General features: G+C 54.8%; 16 protein-coding genes and 4 pseudogenes. 9 read left to right on the top strand and 11 right to left on the bottom strand.

The genetic code is table 11. The features are described 5' to 3' along the window. Positions 1-385: 385 nt before the first annotated feature. The 3 genes from KRAC_RS31200 to KRAC_RS31190 form a co-directional block, all read right to left on the bottom strand. Positions 386-1663, bottom strand: a complete 1278-nt coding sequence (locus tag KRAC_RS31200) for an MFS transporter (protein ID WP_007914234.1) — start codon at positions 1661-1663, stop codon at positions 386-388. 9 nt (positions 1664-1672) lie between these two features. Next, the gene (locus KRAC_RS31195) at positions 1673-2383 is read right to left on the bottom strand and encodes a PIG-L deacetylase family protein (protein ID WP_007914233.1); all 711 of its coding nucleotides are present in this window, start codon (positions 2381-2383) and stop codon (positions 1673-1675) included. Between the two features lie 123 nt (positions 2384-2506). Next, a complete protein-coding gene (locus tag KRAC_RS31190; RefSeq protein ID WP_007914232.1) occupies positions 2507-2887 on the bottom strand; it encodes an ArsR/SmtB family transcription factor in 381 nt (126 codons plus the stop codon). Positions 2888-3259: 372 nt separating this feature from the next. Here KRAC_RS31190 and KRAC_RS31185 point away from each other — a divergent pair, with 372 nt between their 5' ends. From KRAC_RS31185 to KRAC_RS31170, 4 genes and pseudogenes are all read left to right on the top strand, one after another. Then, positions 3260-3682 carry a cupredoxin domain-containing protein gene (locus tag KRAC_RS31185; protein ID WP_007914230.1) on the top strand — a complete coding sequence of 141 codons (423 nt, stop codon included), beginning with the start codon at positions 3260-3262 and terminating at the stop codon, positions 3680-3682. 44 nt (positions 3683-3726) lie between these two features. Next, positions 3727-3939 carry a hypothetical protein gene (locus KRAC_RS31180; RefSeq protein ID WP_244422358.1) on the top strand — a complete coding sequence of 71 codons (213 nt, stop codon included), beginning with the start codon at positions 3727-3729 and terminating at the stop codon, positions 3937-3939. After that, positions 3896-5359: pseudogene (locus KRAC_RS31175) on the top strand (RNA-guided endonuclease InsQ/TnpB family protein). The gene KRAC_RS31180 and the pseudogene KRAC_RS31175 overlap by 44 nt, the downstream one beginning before the upstream one ends. Before the next feature lie 294 nt (positions 5360-5653). Then, positions 5654-5920, top strand: a complete 267-nt coding sequence (locus tag KRAC_RS31170) for a metal-sensitive transcriptional regulator (RefSeq protein ID WP_007914228.1) — start codon at positions 5654-5656, stop codon at positions 5918-5920. A 143-nt stretch (positions 5921-6063) separates the two neighbouring features. Here the strand turns inward: KRAC_RS31170 and KRAC_RS31165 are convergent, their stop codons facing one another. The 5 genes and pseudogenes from KRAC_RS31165 to KRAC_RS31145 all read right to left on the bottom strand — a co-directional run bounded on the left by KRAC_RS31165 (position 6064) and on the right by KRAC_RS31145 (position 11353). Next, the gene (locus KRAC_RS31165) at positions 6064-7266 is read right to left on the bottom strand and encodes a permease (protein ID WP_007914226.1); all 1203 of its coding nucleotides are present in this window, start codon (positions 7264-7266) and stop codon (positions 6064-6066) included. Between the two features lie 145 nt (positions 7267-7411). After that, positions 7412-8005, bottom strand: a pseudogene (locus tag KRAC_RS31160) (HAD-IC family P-type ATPase); the annotation flags it as partial. A 385-nt stretch (positions 8006-8390) separates the two neighbouring features. After that, a pseudogene (locus KRAC_RS79810) lies at positions 8391-8777 on the bottom strand (transposase); the annotation flags it as partial. Between the two features lie 22 nt (positions 8778-8799). After that, complete coding sequence (locus tag KRAC_RS31150) at positions 8800-9597, bottom strand: GNAT family N-acetyltransferase (RefSeq protein WP_007914224.1); 798 nt, start codon at positions 9595-9597, stop codon at positions 8800-8802. Between the two features lie 511 nt (positions 9598-10108). Further along, complete coding sequence (locus KRAC_RS31145) at positions 10109-11353, bottom strand: ABC transporter substrate-binding protein (RefSeq protein ID WP_007914221.1); 1245 nt, start codon at positions 11351-11353, stop codon at positions 10109-10111. Between the two features lie 207 nt (positions 11354-11560). On the opposite strand from KRAC_RS31145, the gene KRAC_RS31140 reads away from it, so the two are divergent. Genes KRAC_RS31140 through KRAC_RS31120 form a run of 5 tightly spaced genes read left to right on the top strand, consistent with a single transcriptional unit; the run spans position 11561 to position 15944 of the window. Continuing rightward, on the top strand, positions 11561-12478 hold the full coding sequence (locus tag KRAC_RS31140) for a branched-chain amino acid ABC transporter permease (RefSeq protein WP_007914220.1): 918 nt from the start codon (positions 11561-11563) through the stop codon (positions 12476-12478). 26 nt (positions 12479-12504) lie between these two features. Then, positions 12505-13578: a branched-chain amino acid ABC transporter permease gene (locus KRAC_RS31135; protein ID WP_007914219.1), complete on the top strand. Its 1074-nt coding sequence runs from the start codon at positions 12505-12507 to the stop codon at positions 13576-13578. Then, positions 13575-14447 (top strand): ABC transporter ATP-binding protein, encoded by an 873-nt coding sequence (locus KRAC_RS31130; protein ID WP_007914218.1) that lies wholly within the window; start codon positions 13575-13577, stop codon positions 14445-14447. The genes KRAC_RS31135 and KRAC_RS31130 overlap by 4 nt, the downstream gene beginning before the upstream one ends. Further along, entirely contained in the window at positions 14441-15148 is a 708-nt protein-coding gene (locus tag KRAC_RS31125; RefSeq protein WP_007914217.1) for an ABC transporter ATP-binding protein, read from the top strand. Before KRAC_RS31130 ends, KRAC_RS31125 begins: the two co-directional genes overlap by 7 nt. Positions 15149-15173: 25 nt before the next feature. Beyond that, a complete protein-coding gene (locus KRAC_RS31120; RefSeq protein ID WP_007914216.1) occupies positions 15174-15944 on the top strand; it encodes a 3-hydroxybutyrate dehydrogenase in 771 nt (256 codons plus the stop codon). Between the two features lie 191 nt (positions 15945-16135). Here KRAC_RS31120 and KRAC_RS78485 read toward each other — a convergent pair whose 3' ends face one another. The 3 genes and pseudogenes from KRAC_RS78485 to KRAC_RS31110 form a co-directional block, all read right to left on the bottom strand. Beyond that, complete coding sequence (locus KRAC_RS78485; RefSeq protein ID WP_007914215.1) at positions 16136-16270, bottom strand: hypothetical protein; 135 nt, start codon at positions 16268-16270, stop codon at positions 16136-16138. Positions 16271-16333: 63 nt separating this feature from the next. After that, positions 16334-17302 carry an HNH endonuclease gene (locus tag KRAC_RS31115; RefSeq protein ID WP_338010130.1) on the bottom strand — a complete coding sequence of 323 codons (969 nt, stop codon included), beginning with the start codon at positions 17300-17302 and terminating at the stop codon, positions 16334-16336. A 1113-nt stretch (positions 17303-18415) separates the two neighbouring features. Continuing rightward, a pseudogene (locus tag KRAC_RS31110) lies at positions 18416-18910 on the bottom strand (reverse transcriptase/maturase family protein); the annotation flags it as partial. Positions 18911-18931 lie beyond the last annotated feature (21 nt).

Here is an 18931-nt window from a genome sequence, read left to right as displayed (position 1 = left end):
GGCTCTGGTTGCGCTCCGGGGCCTTTTGCTTGCTCAGTATACTCTAGGTAGAAGGAATGTGAGTGAAATTGCACGTATTGTACCCCTGTGCGAAGAGAACACGGCACTACCCGATGACACTCAAAGTAGCACGTAGCCCTGGATATCCAGGGCTATTTTCTATTTGGCCTTTGAGGAGCAACGGAACGGATTTGCACGGTAAGGGATTTTCTTTTTTCTTTTAACAAAGGAGGCAATATCCATCAACGATGGGTATTGCCTCCGATGGATATTACCTCCTTTGTTGCTTGTGATAATCAGTTCTGGTTCAATGACAGAGAACATGATCAGCAATTGTCGACACCGGCCCCGGCGAAGAGGGATTCTGACTGGTGTGTCAGGTGTTTTAAGCATCCTGGTCATTGTGGATAGCTCTTTCCAGGAGAGTGTGTGTCAATTGGTTTCCCGTTTTTTGCCCACTGATGAGCAGTGTGCCCACTATGAGGGCGATACCACTTATCACAAGCATGTTTTGAGGTGAAAATCGCTCCATCAGCGTCCCCAGGAGCCACCCTCCCAACATGGGCATGCCCGCAGCAAGCCAGGTATAGAGACTCATGACGCGACCACGTATCTCATTGGGGACTGTTTTCTGGATGTTCGCATTGAGCAGCGTCATCGTTGCTGTGGCAAGCCCACCTGTTACCAGCAACGCACCACCCGCGAAAACGAGAGACCTTGCCATCCCAACACAGGTCAGTGCGATGCCTAGCAATACGCCTCCAATCCAGGGTGAATGCGCCCGCTGACGCTGTCCAAGGAGCCACACGACTATGATGGCTGCCAACGCTGCCCCTACACCAGGAAGGGCTGCGAGCAGACCATACGTCTGTGCACCACCGCTCCAGGTTCTGCTAACCACAATGGACAACACTGTGGGGTAGGAACGTCCGAGCAGACTCACCACTGCGACCAGCATCAGTGCAGAACAGGTCGATGCCAGATTATGGCGAGCGCCTCTTTTCTGCGATCCCTGTTCCTGCTGTATGTGGACAGAACGAGGAGAGGCCACCGGTCCTGTAAGAAGCCAGGCAATGACCGCAAGGTAGGAGAGCGCATTGAGCAGAAAACACCAGCCTACGCCAACGAGGGGGAGAAATAGCCCTGCTAGAGCCGGGCCCACAATCGCCCCGACATTGTAGGTGAGTGCATTGAGTCCTACCACGCGTTTTCGCTGGTCTATCCCGACCACACCGGGCAGATAGACCTGGCGAACAGGATTGTCCAGGGCGCTCACGGACGCCAGAACGCCTGCACACACGAGCGTCAGTGAAAGCGAGAGTAAGCCAGCGAGCGCCAGGCTTCCCATGAGAGTGGCAAGTAGCGCTAAGCAGCCCTGTGTCACGAACAGGAGACGTTGCCGTGGAAAGCGATCTGCCAGCAAGCCTCCCAGCAAGGGAACACCGAGCAATGGTGTTGCCTGAACCAGTCCTAGAAGCCCTACCATGGCAGGGCGGTGAGAGATGCTCCACACAAACCATGCCTGAGCAGCCAGTTGTAAGGCCGTTCCGCTATTAGAAAGAAAGAGCGCGCCCAGTATCCCGTACAGCCAACCTTTGGATGGAGGCGTCTGCTGAGAGCAAGGGGCATCTACTGCAAGAGAGGGCGCTTCCTGTTTCTTCATCAGCATGCCTCAGTCCAGCTCAAGCCGCGTAAAGGCTTCCGCGAGTTCGAGGTTGGCACACTTGCCTATGGCAGCCGAACGTGCCCGCCACCCCATAGCCAGAGCAACAGGATCAGGCGTTTGACTCACATGTGCCAGGCGCGCGGCCAGCTTGCGCTCAAATCCAGCCGTAATATCTACATAGCTCTCGGCTGTATTGCTCGCAAAGAGCCAGACCTCGCTGACCCTATGTGGGCTGAGCCCACTCTGTATCTGTTCCACAAAAGCCAGGTGATCACGAGCCAATGGATAGACGGCATCCAGGGCCGCGCGACCAACAATGCGATGATCCCGGTGACAGAGATAGGCAGGATACGGATGCTCTGGATCGTGGGTGAATAGCGCCGATGGCTGCCAGCGGCGAACCCATTCCACCAGACTGGCACGTAGCGTATGCGTATCCTCGACGTCTCCATCCGGGTAGTGCAAAAAGACAACATCAGCCAGACCAAGGATAGTGGCCGCCTTTTGTGCCTCTTTCTCGCGCTGAGCCGCTACCTTATGTGCCTGCATGGCTCTATCAGAAGAGCCATGCTCACCAGATGTCACGAGCAGGAGGCGCACTGTTGCACCCTGGTCAATCGCCTGTGCCAGTGTCCCCGCGCACCAACTTTCAATATCATCGGGATGGGCGGCAATAGCCATGATGGAACCTGCTTTGGGGGCCTGAAGAACCTGCATAACATTGCACTCCCTTGGTTTCTCTCTATCAGTTTTTTATTGACTATGTGCTCACTTGTTCAGGTAGAGCCGCAAAAAAGAGGCGAGAGCCGCCTGAGGTATGGGTGGGAAGAGCTATGGCTCTCATGGATAGGGATGATCAGGAATCCCACGCCTGACATGATCGATATGATAGTCGGCTTCTTTGAAAAGGGCGGCTACATGGTGGTCATCTACCTGGTAGTAGATGGTATTGCCGTCGCGCTGTGATTTGACCAGGCGGCGATCTCGTAAAAAACGTAGTTGATGCGAAACCCCAGATGGGGAGACACCAACAAGAATGGCAAGATCACGGACACACATAGGGCGCTGGATCAGGGCATAGAGAATGCGAGCGCGCGTAGGATCGGAGAGTGCTTGAAAGGTCTCGACGATCATTTGAAGGTGGGCTTCGGGAAGCGCCTCGACGCGAGATGCTTCAACTGCTTCCGCATCGATAGCTTGAAGTGTATCTCTCTTCGTCATGCCAGCTTCTTCTTTCTATGTGAATATGTGCTCATATACTAGCAAGGATGTAGAGAACCGTCAAGAGCGAGCGTTCCTCTGAATGAAAGAAATATGCCTTTCTGTCGTCTTCCTCGCCTGAAAACGTTCCTCTACCCCCCATAGAGGGGTTGACAGCGCCATCACTCATGAGGTAGTATCATAGGGAGGAATACCCATACCCACCGGGTATGGGTAAAGGGAGAGGAGAAAGAGCAGAAGCGTAGAGGAAAGCTGATGCGAGCTACTCTCGTGCATTCTCTATCGCATCTGATTATATCCGTCGTTTCTTCTTTTCGTGAAGCATAAGATAACAGAGATGATATCATTTTTTGAAAATTGAAGGAGTTTCTTGTGAAGCGTTCTCTTGCTTGCGTTCTGTTGCTCATTCTTGCTCTTGTTATAGTTGGATGTGGAAGTTCCACGAGTACCTCGGGCTCGCACAAGATTGATGTGACCCTTTCTGAGTTTAAGATTGAGACATCTGTTTCCACGTTTCAACCAGGCACAGCCTATCAGTTTTCAGTCACAAATACGGGCAAGACGGATCATGAGTTTATGATCATGCCATCCTCCGAAGGGGCGATGAACGGGATGCCAATGGGCGATATGGACAAAATGGCGCTCGCGACCATTGACACGATTCATCCTGGGGAGACCAAAACACTCTCCGTGACGTTCCCATCATTTTCTGCTGGAACTCAGCCTGAATTCGTATGCTATCTTCCAGGGCATTATGAAGCTGGAATGAAGCAAGATGTTCATATCAGTAAGTAATCCTCATTTTTTCTTTCCTGCAAAAAGGAAGGTATATTCAGACCTTGTTGGCTATGCAAGGACGGAAACTGGTCATCGTCAACACCGCTGATACCGCCGACGATGATCTCATGGGCGATTTTATCAGCATCATTCCCTCGTTTTGCGCTCGTCTTTATGGTCGCAGACGAGCCAAACGCAAGACGGAACAAGTGCTAGCGGCTTTGCAGCAGAATGGACCCGCCCGTGAGCAAGAAGCCCCAAAAAGCCTCGCTTGATGAGAAAAAAAAGCGCAAGCGCAAAAAGAAGACGAGCAGACCATCACTCGAGCGGTGACCCATATCCGTCTCATTGAGGCCAATCCTGGCAAACTTGAGGCGCTCGATCAGCTTGTGGCGGTTTACTTGCCGCTGTGCCAACAGTACACCACCCTGTTTTGCGAGGCCGAGACAAGCCCGGACAAGTACCAAGAAACCGTCTTCAAAACCGATCTTTCCGACCGCTTGCATCGAGTGGCAATACAGCAAGCCGCAGGCATTGCCAAAAGCGTTCGCACGAATCGAGCGAACGCCTATCAGGCGTACCTGGAAGATGTGGCTGATTACGCTCAGGCCAAGGCTCAGGCGGAAGGCCGGATGTCCGCCTTCAAACGCCGCGAACCGACCTGGACCGAATGGGATCTCCCTGTGCTGCGTGTGCCAGTCATCCAAGCCAATGTCAACGTGGTGGTGGTCGAGAAGTCGGAGGACTCCACGTTCGACTACTGGCTGCGCGTGTCCACCTTAGATGTCGGGAATCCGCTTCGAGTCCCAGTCAAACTCGCCTCCTATCACAAACGAGTACTCGAAGGCCGCACGCTCAATACATCCACAACACTTCACAAGCGCAATGGAGTCTGGTGGCTGACGCTCTCCTTTGACGAGGACGTTCCTCTTCAAACCAAGCCTGACGCCCCTACAGTAGGCGTCGATGTGGGCATTGCCCATTTCCTCACGACCTCCACCAATAAAGCGTATGGCAGTTTTCATGGCAAGATGGCCCGACAGCACAAGCACGATCGGGAAAAGCGTCGCCGCAAGGCGAAACTGCGAGCCTGTCTGGAAAAGAAAGGCGTCCCAAAGGGCAAGCTTCCTTCGACAAGTTCTGAAACGTCGCAACGCTTGAGCCGTCACGTCAAGCAAGAGATCAACCGGGCGGTCAATGCGTTGGTCAAAGATCATCGAGATGCCAGACTCATTTATGAGGACCTCAATGTGGCCTCGATGCGCTTCAAAGCAAGGGTGATGAACAGTTATCTGTATGCTTCTCACCTGGGGCATATCCCAGAGCAGCTGGCCTGGGCCGCCGCCAAACAGGGCATGGCAGCCCACACGGTCCGAGCCGCCTATTCCTCTCAGGAATGCCCCCCGCTGCCATTATGTCGATCGCGCTAATCGGCCGAACCAGAAAACCTTCAAGTGCCTGGTCTGTGGTTACGCAGACCAGGCCGACCGCAAAGCCGCACAGACGCTCGCGGGACGCTGGGGGGATCGGAAACTGGCGGCATGTCGCTCGACTTCGGAGGTCAAGGCGCTCCTCATGACGCGGCATGAAGCGTGGAAACAGCAGAATCAGCAGAGGATCCAGGATGCCGGGCCTCCCGTCCAGTTGAGCTTCTGGGATCCCCCAGAGATGTTCCTGGAATCATCTCACGAGTGAGCATCTCTCAGTAGAGAGAGGTGCATAGGATGCTCGTAGTGCATCCTCCCGCCTAGTCCGCTGTTTGGTAAACAGGCGTAGGTTAAAGTGAGAAGGATAATCATTGCAATAGATGGTTATGCTTTGATCAACTATTGAAGTCTCTCAGTCACAACATAAGATACATGGATACCACCAGCATGGAACAGACATGGCCCATGCTGGTGGTATCCATGTATCTCTTCTCATTGTGAGTGATCCCTGCTCATGCTATACTCAAAGCTCAGAACAGACATATATTCAAGGGGGTTGGGCATGCATACACACACAGATGATACCTTGAATCGGTTGAATGAGATTGAACAGCGTGTGAGTGTGATCCGCAAGATGGTGGAAGAAGATGTCTACTGCGTCGACATCTTGCGCCAGGCCTATGAGATACGCAAAGCCATTGAAGATCTGGAAGATAACATTCTTCAGGGGCATCTCAAGGGATGTGTTCCCGAGGGGATCAAAGAGGGAAAGCTTGAAGCGGTCCAGCAGGAATTGTTACAACTCTACAGTATGGTGGGGAACCGTTAAGTGGAAGAGGCAACAGCTCTGGAGCGATTGTTGCGCTTGAGGTCATCAGCCACTCTGTCGTGCAGGTCCGTAAGATAAGCCCTTGCATGACTCTGCCATTACAAGCGTCAAAGCGCTTCTATCAATCATCTACATCTGTAGGATTAGGAGGCATGCCCATGCTCGTGCTCATGCATGGCGTGATGATCTTCGCCATGCGAAGGCATTTCATGTCCTGAGCTATTCATCATCTTGAGCATCGCGGGGCCACCCGTGCGCAGGAAGCGGATGATCAGGATCGCCGCCAGCACCAGGAAGATGATGTTGAGGATACTGGTATAGTTCCACTGAAAGCCTTCAGTGATCGCGGCCACGTTACGGTTCTGGGGAATAATCCCAAGAGCGGCAAAGAGGAATTCAACTACATAGCCCGCGACAGCCATCGTGACATAGAAGGTCACCAGAATATAGCCCATCATCTTCCAGCCGTAGTATTTGCGGTAAATGTCGAGGATGGGTAGAATAATCAGATCCGCGAAGATGAAGCTGACCACGCCCCCAAAGCTAATGCCCCCTCTCCATAAGACGGCTGCAAGCGGGACATTGCCCACGGAACAGACGAAGCTAAAGATGGCGACGAGTGGTCCGACGAGTGGCCCTTCAATCTTCGCCAGCGTTGGATTGTTGGAGAGGAAAAATGCTTGCCAGAAGGATTCGGGAACCCAGGCTGCCAGCGCTCCAGCAATGAGGAGGCCAAGCGCAATGTCGATCCAAACAGAGGCCCAGTCCATCACAAAGTAGTGACTGACCGCAGTAAAGCCTTTGCCACTGAAGAGCTTTTGCCAGAACGATCCACCCTCCACACTCATATCCATCGCGGCATGCCCCTCCATTCTACCTTCCATGCCCTTGGCAGCCTGCTCTTTCGCTCGCTGTACCAGGCGCGGTGTCAGTGTCAAGCGAAAGATCACGGCCAGTAAGATGACCATGAGCAGGCCACCGAGATACTCAGCAGCGGCAAATTGCCAGCCCATAAGCACAATCAGAATGATTCCCAATTCAATAACGAGATTGGTCGAAGCCAACTGAAAGACCATGGCAGAGGTAAAGCTTGCCCCTTTCTGGAAAATCGAGCGCGCCAGGGCCACGGCTGCATAGGAGCAAGAACTGGAGGCAATGCCAAAGAGCGTTGCCAGAGAGAGATTTTTAGGGGAATCTCCTCCAAGTGCCCGGGCCATCGTTTTATGTGAGACAACTGCCTGCACAATCCCCGAAAGGGCAAAGCCAAGCACAAGCGGCCAGAGAATCTCCCAGAACATACTCAAGGCCATCGCGAGCGCCTGTATCACTGCTGTTACAATGAACATGATTGCGTTCCTTTCACCGGGTTTATCCCTACAACACAAAAAATACTATCGCTGCTAGTAGATACACGCTTGGCGATGAGCAGCGGTGACGGAAACAGGATGCCCGAGCAAGTTCGCTCGGGCATACCTCGTCATATGCAGCCTCCTATTTGCTAAAGTGGCGTAAGCGCAGTGAATTGCTGATGACAGTCACAGATGAGAGGGCCATCGCTGCTGCGGCAAAGATGGGAGCATTCGCCTGGAGGAAGGGAATCAATGGCGAGAGAATCGCGGTCGGTATCAGAATCACATTGTAGGTAAAGGCCCAGAAGAGATTCTGCTTGATGGTGCGCAGAGTCGCTCGTGAGAGCGAGAGCGCTGTTGCGACGCTCGTCAGATTGCCCTTGACCAGGGTAATATCGGCGGCCTCCATCGCGATATCGGTTCCTGTTCCCATGGCGATGCCTGCATCGGCCTGGACGAGGGCTGGTGCATCATTGATGCCATCTCCCACGAAGGCGACGACCAATCCCTGATCCTGTAAGCGTTTGACCTGGTTGGCTTTCTCTTCGGGAAGCACTTCAGCCAGGACATGCTCTGGTGCAATTCCAACCTGTTGCGCAATAGCCTGGGCTGCATACTGGTTGTCGCCAGTAATCATCCAGGCCGAAATCCCCTGCACCTGAAGGTGACGCACCGCCTGGGCGGAATCCTCTTTGATGGTATCTGCAACCGCGACCAGGCCAGCTCGGCTGCCACCAGCTCCTTGGCGCGCTTCCAGCACCGCATTGGCCTCCGCCAGCCGAGCAGGCGGTCCTGCCGCCGTGCAATCTCCTCGCGCACCACCAGTTCATCGGGCACCGCTGGCTGCTCACCTTGTTCACTGAGAGCAAACAACTCCTCAAACTCGGCTTGTAGCTGGATCTCCAGTTCCAACAGCGGTTGTAACTCACCGCTTTGCGCTTCGAGGCATCGGCATGCACTTTGGTCCCATCGAGACTGATCGTGCCAAGTTTCAGCACGCCTGCTTCTTGGGCGAGTAAGAGCACCTGCACGAACAGGTTCTTCAGTTCGGGGAGAAACGTGCGCCGAAACGAGGCGAGCGTATCGTGATCGGGATGGAGATTGCCTGCGATGAAGCGAAATGGCATCGCCTCATATGTGGCGCGCTCAATCTTGCGCGAACTGAATACCCCAGTGGCATACCCATAGAGCAGCAAGCACAACAACACTCCTGGAGCATAGGGTTCCCCACCGTGTGTCCCATACTGGGCATACAGTGCCGAGAGGTCAAGTTGGGCCACACTGTCTACCACGAAGCGGGCCAGGTGGTCTGGGGGCAGACAGTCACCCAGCCGCACCGTCAAATCGAGCGCCTGATCGTAGTCCACCGTTTTGAATGTTCTACTCGTATGCACCAGTATACCACCACAAGTGGGAAGGGCTACACCAAGCAGCAAGGCGTTTGATGGAGGCGGAGAGTCGCAGTGCACAAACAAATCAAACGAGATCAACGCTTTAGATAGGTGCATGGTCCAATGTTAGGTTTATCTCTTAGAACGTTATTTTCACTATTCTCTGCTCACTTATAAAACCTGCTTTCTCTATGGCTCTCTTTGAAGCACGATTGGAAGCTTCACAGGAACAGATAGGCTTCCAGCCCGCTTCATAACAGTGGTTTTTTAATTGAGTGAGCAGAAAGCTACCCACGCCTCTTCCACGATACAATCGAGCCACCACCATGCCCAAATCGGCATATGGTGGCTGTTTCTGACTGGGAAGACATTCCCCTGCTGCTACCAAGGTTTGCTGATCATACAAGACAAATAATTCTTCACGATGAAGGTGAGTGTTCAGAAACGTTTCAATCCACTCTCCCGGCCCTTCTGTATTTGCTTGATAAAAGCGCACGATGTTATCTAGCTCTCTCTTTTCCGCTTTCCTGAAGAGACTCTTGCTGAGACCGGACGACAGCTCTCTGGGTTGGTTGTCTCGAAAAAGATAACTATGAAGTGTGATGTTTCTCTGAACGTCAAGGCATAAAGAGAAATACAGGGGTTCTATCGTACTCGCCATGGCATGCTGGATACCGTAGGTCGAGATAATCCAATGAAAGATCTCCTGTGCTCGATCCAGATGGTTTTCCCAAATGTGGAAGCGCAGCAAATCCTGGTTGGAGCCAATACAGAAATATCCTACGTGCTGCTCTCGGTCTTGTATTTCCCAAAAAGTCGCATGAGCAATAACCGTACTTTCCCACATCCCATCCATAGGAGCGACCAGGGTGCGTAGGTAGTCATCCCTAAGTTGCTGGATGGCATCGGAATGCTTGAGTTGAATGCATGTAATCATTGAAAGAATGAAACGCCTTTCTGTTCTTTGTCCGGCCTCTGCTATTTTCTCTACTCTCTTGGCAAATATGAGTATACCATCATGTATGGGGCTACGCCGAGCTCTCGGTGATGATTCTTAGACAACACCAATGCCTTGGACAAGGTGGGAAATCTCTACAGAATATCTGTCCCATTATTGATGATTGATATTGAATACCATGCCTTCACCGCGAGCAGGCCTTCATCATCCTTGAACACTCTCCTGCTCAAATGAAAAGGAGAGCTGGAGGATCATCCCTCGTTTCCGCTTTTGCCGTCTGGGAGAGGTTTCACACTTGAGAATCACAAACCATTCAACCTCACCAGGCGGCCAGAGCGATTGCTATTCTCCATCCACAGGGAAAAGCGGAAACACTCCTGCTCCACAAACATTCTATCAGACAAAAAGGGAGGGTATGAGTTGCGGGTGTACATCCGCAACTCATACCCTCCCTTAATCCAGGACCGTCAGACGATGGTTGTATGAGCGATCAGGGCCAGATGGAGGAGGCCTTGATGAAGTCGCTGACGGGCGCGAGCTGGCCGTTCTTGATCTGCAAGAACATAAAGTCACTGACGCCACTGTGGTGATCGGCGCTCCAGGTCAGCGAGGGACCAAAGCCGGTGTCATAGCCGCTGAACTGGCCATCGAGCGCCTTGCGCAGGCTATCGCGGGTCAGGTCTTTGCCTGCCTTTTGTAGCGCGTCGACAAAGATCTTGGCATTGATGTAGCCATAGAACTTGTAGGCGCTGAAGACACTATCCCCGCTGGTGGCTTGCAAGTATTCCTGCCCAATCGGGGTGTTTGTGCTGGTATAGCCGCTGACGTAGATGCCTTCGCCCGCCTTGCCCAGCACCTTCGCCCAGGAGTTATCGGCCATGGGATAGTTGGCGAGATAGCCCAGGGAGGGACGGTAGCCCTGCTGCGCGGCGGCGGCAACAAACTTGGCGGTAGGTCCCGGCAGGCCGTTCAGTACGATGATATCAGGGTTGGCGGACTTCAGGGTCTGGATCGCCGCTGAGAAATCTGTGTCGGTTGCCTTGTAGCCGGTGGAGGCCACGAGCTGTCCGCCATATTTCTGCAAGGATTCGCCCAGGGTCGTCTTTTGTTGTAGACCCAGTACATCATCTTCGTAGAGCAGGGCCACCTTCTGGGCCTTAAGCGTCTTGGTGAGGTAGTAGCCCAGGACATGACCCTCGTCGCCGTAGTTGGGCTGCGTCATCCACATCCAGGGCAGCGTCTTGCCCTGAGCATCGGTAAACTTGGAGCCGCCGCCAACCGGGTCCACCATGGGAATGCCCTTGGGTCCAAGATAGGCCGAGGCGACATTGGCGGCACCCGAGCCGCAGACCTGGAAGATGCCAAAGACATTGTCTTGCTCAACCAGCTGGCGTACCGCGTCACGTGTTTTCGTCGTGTCGCCGTTATCGCTGACCTGCACGAACTTGATTTTGCGCCCATTGATGCCACCAGCCTTATTGATCTTGTCGAAATAGAGCTGGTCGCCCTGCAAAATAGGCTGACAGATGACCTTAATAGCGCCCGTGGTGTCGAGTACTCCGCCAATCGTAATCGTGTCGTTCGTCACTCCGGGAACGTTGCTGCTATCACCTGCCGCCGCGCTACTACCGCCGCACGCGGACAAAATCAGCAGAAGCATGCTTGCCAGCCCCAGAGCGGCGTACCATCTGCGCCTGCCCAGGTATGATGCTCTTTTTAAAAATAATTTGCCCATGTCGCCTGGTTCCTCCTCTTTGATCTCCCCACACTCTTTGTGGGATGCGCCTCAATACACTTGACGTCAGCCAGAGAAAAAGATACATTACTATAAACATGACACTTGAGTCATGTATCATATAACAGATAAATGATAATTGTGTCAAGGGATGAAGTGAGTATAAAGGGATTGATTTGAGATTACCGTAAAAGGAGAACACCATCCATGCTTGCATTGGTCCAGGTTCTCATCTCCGGGCTGGTCACGGGCTGTCTGTATGGTCTGCTGGCCCTGGGCATCGTGCTTATTTATCGCACAACGGGCGTGCTCAACTTCGCCTATGGAGCCATCGCCTCGTTCTGCACCTGTTTTATGTATGCGCTTATGTCACTGGCGCACCTGAACTTCTGGCTGGCGGCCTTGCTGACCCTATTCGGCTCGCTGCTCTTTGGCGCTCTCCTGGAGCAAGGCTTTGCTCGTCCTGTGTTGCGCGCTCCCATTTTTACCAAGGCCATCGCGACGCTGGCCCTGGCCCTGGTGCTGGAGACCGTGGCGCAGCTTATCTGGCCTCAGCTTACCTCTCCGGTGCGCTTCTCGACGCCTTTCGAGGGCCTGGCGCTCCATCCGGGTGGCCTTTACCTCTCGCTCATCGATCTGCTTGTGGTGGGGGTAATTGTTGTGCTCGTGCTCGCGCTAAACCTCTTTCTTACCCGCACCAGCCTGGGCATCGCTATGCGTGCGACCTCAGATAATCTCCCTACGGCGCGCCTGATGGGCATCCCCGTGGGCCTGATCTTCTTGTTGGTCTGGTCGCTCGCGGCCCTTATCGCGGCCCTGGCTGGCATATTACTGGCCAGCCGCCAGCAGTTGATCGAGGTGCGTTTTATGGATCCCATCCTGTTGCTGGCCTTTGTGGGCGCGGTCCTGGGAGGCCTGGAAAGCCTGCCGGGCGCCCTGCTGGGTGGTATCCTGGTGGGCGTCGTCGATAACCTGCTAACGCTTCTGCTCGCGGGCCATACGCTGGGTGCACTGAATATTGGCGACCGGAGTATCGTTGAGATGCTCATTTTCGTGGCTTTTGTGCTGGTTCTCTTGCTACGGCCTCAAGGGCTACTTGGGCGCGCATTGTTGCGCAGGGTGTAGCCGTTCCAATCAAGGAAGATTTTGCTATGGCAATGAAAAAGCGTGCTGAGGGCCGGTCTCCCGCGCTCTCGCCTGTCCTGACAGAGACAGCCGGGCGCTTCTCGGGGCGCATGCGTGGCTGGATAGCCAGCGCCTGTCTCTTGCTATTTCTCCTGCTGCTCCCCACGCTCTATGATGGGCTCTTCGGCGGCAGTGCCAACTTTGAGCTGCATCGCGTGAGTCTGATTGGCATCTTCGTCATTGCGGCCCTGGCCCAGAATGTGCTGACGGGCTATGCCGCTCAGCCCTCGCTGGGTAACGCGGCCTTCTTTGGCGTTGGCGCCTACATGCTGGCCTGGACGACGAACGATCTCAACTGGCCCTTCTGGCTGGGCATCCTTGTGGCTATGCTCGCATCCGCTGTCCTGGGGGTGATCATTGGGGGGCCCGCACTGCGTATCTCGGGTGCGCATCTCGCCGTGGCGACCCTGGGACTGGTGCTGATCACAGGCTCACTCCTAGATCTATGGGACAAGGCCGCGGGTCGCCAGAACTATGATCTCAACACAATCCCTCTCTGGCTAAGCGACGACCGCGCGCTCTATTTCCTGATTATTGTCGTGGTCGCGCTACTGCTTTTCCTGAGTTTCTACCTGCTGCGCTCGCGGGTGGGGCGGGCCTGGATCGCCATTCGCGATGACGAGACCGCCGCCGAGGCCTTTGGCGTTAATATCACGCGCTATAAACTCCTGGCCTTTGTCGTGAGCGCTGTGCTGACCGGGCTGGCGGGCGCGCTCTATGCCACCTGGGCCACGACCGCCAGTTCTTCGATGTCCAGTTCGGACCAGACGATTGCCTTCCTGGCGATGATTGTAGTAGGCGGTCTGGGCTCGATTGTTGGTTCGGTGCTGGGCGCGCTCTTCGTGGGCTTCCTCCCCCTGCTCCTGGGCCAGTTGCCCAATCCCCTGGTCATGGGCAGTATGCAGATCCAGGTTGCGACACTGACGACGGGCATTTACGGCCTGCTCCTGCTGCTGGCCCTGATCTTCTTTCCCCACGGCTTGAGTGGCCTGGTAGAACGTTTCCGGGGGAGACGTGATTCGAGAGGAGGGCAGGCATGACGACTGCACAGAACACGCCTCTACTGGAGATTCGCGATCTAAGCGTGCGCTTTGGCGGCCTGCTCGCCCTCTCCGAGTTTTCGCTGGCGGTCGAGCATGGAGAGATCTATGCTCTGGTCGGACCCAATGGCGCGGGCAAGACGACCGTGCTGAACTGTATCAGCGGCTTTGTCCGCCCGGTGGCTGGCTCGATCACCTTCGCGGGCACCTCGCTCTTGCCACTGGGACGGGACCGCCGTATCCGCCTGGGTATCGGGCGCACCTTTCAGCAACTACAACTCTTCGCCAGCATGACGGTTCTGGAGAACTTGCTGGTCGCGCAGCACTCCGCCATGCGCTCGGGTCTCTTTGAGGGAATACTGCCCTTTGGTCGCGCTCCGCGTGAGGATCACAAGGCCCGTACGCGTGCTCGTGATACCCTGATTCTGCTCGGGCTGGAGGAATACGCCGACACCAGGGTAAGCGTCCTCCCGCATGGCATTCAGAAGCTCGTAGGGGTAGCGCGGGCGTTGGTGCTCCGCCCACGCCTGGTCTTGCTCGATGAGCCAGCCGCAGGCATCACACATCAAGATGTCGAGGCCATGGCGCAAAATCTGCGTACCTGGCGCAAAGAGCTTGGTACGACCCTGCTCCTGATCGAGCATAACATGAGCCTGGTGCAGGCCGTGGCTGATCGCGTCTGCGTGCTTGACTATGGGCGCAAGCTGGCTGAGGGCGAGGCGCGCACCGTCCTCTCCGACCCTGCCGTGCTGGAGGCCTACCTGGGCCGCGAGGCGCTTGAGGAGCCAGAAGTTGTGCGCAGCGCCGTGCATGAAGCGACCAGTATCTCCGAGGAGCAAGAGGCGCGAAGGGAGGATTCAACGTGTTAAAAGTAGAGCATGTAAGCGCTGGCTATGGCGCGGTGGACGTCCTGCATGACGTCTCTTTCGTGGTTCCCGAGCGCGAGATTGTGACCATCCTCGGCGCCAATGGCGCGGGCAAGACCACGCTCATGCGCGCGCTCACCGGACTGATCAAGACGCGCCAGGGGACAATCACATTGCAGGGGCAGCAGCTCGAAAGCTGGAGTCCTGAGCGACGTGTGAGAAAAGGCCTGGCCCTTGTTCCCGAGGGACGCGAACTCTTCCCCTCGCTTACCGTGTACGAGAATCTCTTGATGGGAGCCTTCACGCGTGCATCGCGCCAGGAGCGCGAGGAGACCCTGGAGCGCGTGCTCAAGTACTTTCCGCGCCTGAAAGAGCGCCTGCATGCCTATGCCGCCAGCCTCAGCGGCGGCGAGGGCCAGATGGTCGCCATCGGACGTGCTCTCATGGCCCATCCGCGTGTGCTCCTGCTCGACGAGCCTTCGCTTGGCCTGGCCCCAGTCGTCGTGGATACCGTCTTCGACGTCATCGCCCGCTTGAATGTCGACGAAGGATTGACTATCATACTAGTAGAGCAGAACGCTCGCCGCGCCCTGCGTATCGCACGCAAGGCCTACGTCCTTCGCGGAGGGACCATCGCCATGGAAGGCACAACGCCAGAACTAGCCTCCAGTGCCGCCATCCAGCAACTCTACCTCGGAGGCTAAGCTATTTTTCAAAGGAGTCTATGCTATGACAGGCTTAGAAGGAAAGGTTGCCCTGGTTACCGGTGCCGCATCAGGGATCGGCCTGGCAATTGCCCGTGCGTTCGCCGAACAGGGCGCGCGCGTTACATTGACGGATATTGATATTGAGCGTGGCGAGGCCGCAGCCACGGAAATCCCCGGCGCGCGTTTCCTGGCAGCAGATATGTCGAAGAGCATCGAGATTGAGCGCCTCGTCGACGAGATTTTGAAGACCGAGGAACACATCGATATCCTGGTCAATAACGCGGGCATTCAGCATGTCTCGCCCATCACCGAGTTCTCGGAGGAGAAGTGGCGCCTGATCATCGACATCATGCTCACCTCACCCTTCCTCCTCACCAAGGCTGTGCTGCCCTCCATGTATGAGCGCAAATGGGGCCGTATCCTCAATATTGGCTCCGTGCATTCGCTCAGGGCTTCTGCATACAAGTCTGCCTATGTAAGCGCCAAGCACGGCCTCCTCGGCCTGACGCGCGTCACCGCCCTGGAGGCGGCTGAGCATGGTGTGACTTGCAACGCCATCTGCCCCTCCTATGTGCGCACGCCCCTCGTCGAGAAGCAGATCGCCGACCAGGCCCGCATCCACAACATCCCCGAAGAGGAGGTCGTCGAGAAGATCATGGCCGCCGAGGGCGCGATCAAACGCCTGCTCGAACCCAGCGAGGTCGCCCACCTCGCCCTCTTCCTCTGTAGCGACGCCGCCAGCGGCATCACCGGCAGTGCCCAGACCATCGACTGCGGCTGGACCGCCCACTAGATTGGGTAATAGGGTAAGCAGCTATTACGCGGAATGGCCTCCCAGACCGGTAGGGACCCGCTTCAGCGCGTCCAAAGGCGATTAATCGCCTGTGGACGCAGCCCCAAACGTTCCTACTTTAGCAGAGTGGGACTATAGAGGGTGCATACAGTATCTTAAAATGATGACACCTATGCCTAGAGGTCATCCGTTCAGACGGCCAGCCGTCTGGGGAGAACTGCGGCTCCCGCTACTCCTCGCCCCACTTGCAAAGGGTCGGAGTTACTTTTGCGTAAGATGTTGTAGGGTAGACGGCTGGCGAGGTGTCGTTTCTGACCCTTTTCCATCCGTCCCCCTCCGAACCCGTGCTTGCATTTTTCAATGCACACGGCTCTCCGGTCACATCTTGTTCATGTCTGAGGCTTTTTCATAGGTTGTCCAGCGTGGATATTCCTGTGACACGACCAACATACAACGAGGGTTTTTCGTTTGCGGGCTGACATCACCTTTGCCCACAAAGGTTTTTCTCGTCTCCCTTTCTGGTCAAGGTCTTTCAGTGCTCGGATGTGATGGATCTCTACCCGATCTTTGGAGCCACATAACTCACAGGTATCGGCTAAGAGGCGTTTTTCCAGCTCTGATCGTCCTGCCCAAAACGCTGGTGGCTGATCGTTCAGGATTGCTTGAATTTTTCTTCTGAGCGGGATGCCGCCCCATTTGGCTATCAGTGGCTTTTTCCCTTCTCGCGGGACGGTGACTTGAATGCCCTTGTAGGGTTTTCCGTTAACCGTCCAGGTGGTATTGTACCTCTTCCGCACCTTTTGTCCTGAGATTTTTAGCTTTGTTGCTAGTGTTTTAATAAGGGATTGTTGCATAATCCGTTTCAGGTGATTAAGCCTGTGCAGATCATTGGCGAACTGATAGTATTCTACGAGTCCCCGAAATTCCGCTTGATACTGTGCAACAATGGAGTACTCCGTGTTGTTGGTAAGTTCCTTGCGATGGATCGGCTTTCCGTGTTGTTGGTATTTTCGGCATTTTTCGCTCATGACACCCGAGGGAATGCGCATCCTGATATGTCTGTTGATGCTCCGCTTCTTCCTTGTTTGAAACGTATCATCTTGAGACACTGTGATGTGGTAGCTAAGAAATCGTGCTGCTTCCGTTCTTGCATGGGTAATGAGCGTTTTCTCTTCGGAGAGGATCAATTGTAGCTCGTCATGCAGGTAGGTTTTGATCGCTTGCTTGATTTGCTCCGCTTCTTCTCTCGGTCCGGTGAAACCGAGGAGCCAATCATCCGCATATCGTACATACTTGAGCCGCCTGTATTCCGGGTCGATGACCTGAATCGAAGGCATTTTCTGGGCTTGTTTGCGCAAGGCAATTGCCTCCTGGATCTTTCCTCCTTTCCGTAGTCTTGCGGCACGCTCAAGGAGTGTATGGTATTGCGAGTTCTGTTTGCGTCTGGCTCCCTTTGTGTACATTGGAATGAGTATTTCTTCGATATATCGGTCCAGTTTGCTGAGATAGATGTTGGAAAGAATGGGGCTGACTATCCCGCCCTGGGGGGCACCACTTAAGGTGGTATTGTATTTCCATTCCTCTAAATATCCTGCTTGAAGGAGTTCTCGGATGAGCCGAATAAATCGCCCATCATGGATATGCTCTGCCAGCGTTTGCATGAGAATTTCATGCGAGAGGTGGAGTCAAGGTGGAGCGCCTGGCCCACTTTCATGAGTAGGTTTCCCCACCGTGCTCCCTCAAACTGAGCGGACCCCTTTCGGAGTACTCAGCTTTCCCTGTTGACTCTTGTTGTTTAGCAAGATGTGTTTGTTCCTGTTTGACGTTGTTTAAGGGTCTAGTTCCCTCGTCTTTCGGTACTAAAACACGGTCAACACTACCGCCCTTCCCCATGTTCGCGGCTCTCCCGCGCTCAGAGTACTACGGCGGTTCCGCCCCATATGCCCTCTTCGGTGTCCTCACCACCTCTCCTTCAAAAAAACTTTGGAGGAGCGAGGAGCACATGGTTCTCCGGTAGCGCCAGATCACTTTGCCCGCTGACCCTAGGTAGGACAACCACATGCGTAGCCTCTGCTACGCTGAGATCATTCCTGCTTTGGTGATGAAGCCTCTACAGCACTCGCAGAGCGAGGGAACGGCTACGACAAACAAGTAGCCTATTCGTCAGATCTCATCGGCCCTTCAGTCGTCCTGAGCCGAGTATGCTATTTTAGTGGCTCTATCCTTCGCGGATTCGACCCGCTTACCTTAGTCAGCTCTCCTCGCAGCACATGCCTCTTGGTACGACGACTTCCCGCACATGCGCCGCATGTCCCTCTCCGGGCTAACCGATACGCACAGCGCTTATCTGCTTCGTCATCTGCGCCCCCTATCGAGTGAGACCGACAGGGCGGGAGAGGTTAGGAACGGACAGCTTCATCCTGTCCGTAGGCTGTTCACAGCCTGGTCATCTGGCACCCGAACGGACGCCCGCTGTCAAAACAGGCTTTAATGTCTCCCTCCACGAACCAATTTATTCCATGCCAGTTATCGTCGATCTGCCTGAGTGCTGTGTGGCATCCTCTACCGGGTCGGAAACCGTGAGAGCTGTTGCTGAAGGTCGGTTCAAAGTAGCTTTCCAGGATCAGTCGAATAACTTCCTGAAGCAGCTTGTCCGACCAGGTGGGCATCGAGAGCGGGCGCTTTTTCGTCGAGTGCTTTTTCTCGATGTAGACGCGCCGGGTCGGTGCCCATCGGTATCGTTCGGAGCGTAGCGCTTCGATGATAGTGTCGATTTTTCGCAAGGACATCTCGTCCACCGTTTCAGGGGTACTTCCTGGCGTGGTGGCTCCAGTATTTCGGTAGATTTTGCCATAGGCCATCAGATACAGTTCGCGGTTAAACAGGAGTCGGTACACTCGTTCCAATGGCAATCCCTGTTTGCCTCGTTCTTGAATGATCCCTAAGATAGTTTCGGCTGAGCGCATCTCGCGCACCTCCCTAAGTTA

This window comes from Ktedonobacter racemifer DSM 44963 (assembly GCF_000178855.1).
In the GTDB taxonomy this organism is placed as follows: domain Bacteria; phylum Chloroflexota; class Ktedonobacteria; order Ktedonobacterales; family Ktedonobacteraceae; genus Ktedonobacter; species Ktedonobacter racemifer.
The sequence above is the reverse complement of the archived record's forward strand: the minus strand, read 5'-3'. Positions and strand labels throughout refer to the sequence as shown.

Coding starts and splice junctions, on each gene's coding strand:
- KRAC_RS31200 (WP_007914234.1), bottom strand. CDS start 1,663: ATGAAGAAACAGGAAGCGCCCTCTCTTGCAGTAGATGCCCCTTGCTCT.
- KRAC_RS31195 (WP_007914233.1), bottom strand. CDS start 2,383: ATGCAGGTTCTTCAGGCCCCCAAAGCAGGTTCCATCATGGCTATTGCC.
- KRAC_RS31190 (WP_007914232.1), bottom strand. CDS start 2,887: ATGACGAAGAGAGATACACTTCAAGCTATCGATGCGGAAGCAGTTGAA.
- KRAC_RS31170 (WP_007914228.1), top strand. CDS start 5,654: ATGCATACACACACAGATGATACCTTGAATCGGTTGAATGAGATTGAA.
- KRAC_RS31165 (WP_007914226.1), bottom strand. CDS start 7,266: ATGTTCATTGTAACAGCAGTGATACAGGCGCTCGCGATGGCCTTGAGT.
- KRAC_RS31150 (WP_007914224.1), bottom strand. CDS start 9,597: ATGATTACATGCATTCAACTCAAGCATTCCGATGCCATCCAGCAACTT.
- KRAC_RS31145 (WP_007914221.1), bottom strand. CDS start 11,353: ATGGGCAAATTATTTTTAAAAAGAGCATCATACCTGGGCAGGCGCAGA.
- KRAC_RS31140 (WP_007914220.1), top strand. CDS start 11,561: ATGCTTGCATTGGTCCAGGTTCTCATCTCCGGGCTGGTCACGGGCTGT.
- KRAC_RS31135 (WP_007914219.1), top strand. CDS start 12,505: ATGGCAATGAAAAAGCGTGCTGAGGGCCGGTCTCCCGCGCTCTCGCCT.
- KRAC_RS31130 (WP_007914218.1), top strand. CDS start 13,575: ATGACGACTGCACAGAACACGCCTCTACTGGAGATTCGCGATCTAAGC.
- KRAC_RS31120 (WP_007914216.1), top strand. CDS start 15,174: ATGACAGGCTTAGAAGGAAAGGTTGCCCTGGTTACCGGTGCCGCATCA.
- KRAC_RS78485 (WP_007914215.1), bottom strand. CDS start 16,270: ATGGAAAAGGGTCAGAAACGACACCTCGCCAGCCGTCTACCCTACAAC.